The sequence below is a fragment of the Corallococcus llansteffanensis genome (assembly GCF_003612055.1).
Taxonomy (GTDB): domain Bacteria; phylum Myxococcota; class Myxococcia; order Myxococcales; family Myxococcaceae; genus Corallococcus; species Corallococcus llansteffanensis.
Map to the genome: position 1 here is coordinate 1 of NZ_RAWB01001128.1, position 709 is coordinate 709.

1 protein-coding gene is annotated in these 709 nt (G+C 74.0%); it reads left to right on the plus strand.

Annotated features, from left to right (window positions below; all coding sequences use genetic code 11):
- Positions 1 to 29: 29 nt before the first annotated feature.
- The coding region (locus D7V93_RS43760; RefSeq protein ID WP_147451715.1) for a hypothetical protein at positions 30 to 709 on the plus strand (680 nt) is incomplete at its 3' end.

The following is a 709-nucleotide window of genomic DNA, read 5'->3' on the forward strand; positions in this document are numbered from 1 at the left end:
GGGCGGGTGCGGAAGGATGGCTGCCTAGCATGACGATTCCAGCGCAGGAACACCGGGGCCGGCTCGAGGGGCAGGACGTGCGCCACGGCGAGGTGCCGTGCAAGCGGGGCCGGGCTCGGCTGTCGCTCCAGGTGGACCCGGAGGCCCGCACGATCTCCGCGGCGACGTGGGAGGCGCCGGCAAGCGTCGGCGCGGGGCATCCGCTGGCGGCGTGCCTGGAGTCGCTGTGCCAGAACGCGGTGGGCATCAGCGTGGACCTGTTCCTGCGGTTCGACGACTTCCACCTGCGGGCGGGCTGCCCGGAGGGGCTGGAGACGACGGAGGAGGCGGGGCTCGCGGTGCGGGCGTTCCGGACGGCCTTCAGCCAGTTCCACCCGAGGGCGTCAGGGCCTGCGTACCTGTCGAGCGGGCTGGTGCTGGCGAAGCTGCCGCGAGGCGTGAGGGCGGAGCTGGTGGAGCCCGGCTTCTACTTCGCGCACTACTACCGCGAGGAGCTGTGGGAGGCGGCGGCGGAGGAGGCGCGCAGGGGTGGCGTGCTGGGGCCGCGCGCGGCGTGCGCATACATCGACGCGCTCCTGGCGAAGGCCGAGGACTCGGTGGAGCTGGACTGGCCCGTGGAGCAGGGCACGGCGACCTGGAACTGGCTGACGCGCGAGTGCCTGCCCCTGGTGGCGGGGGGCGCGGAGCGGGTGCGGCAGTTGCTGGAGGG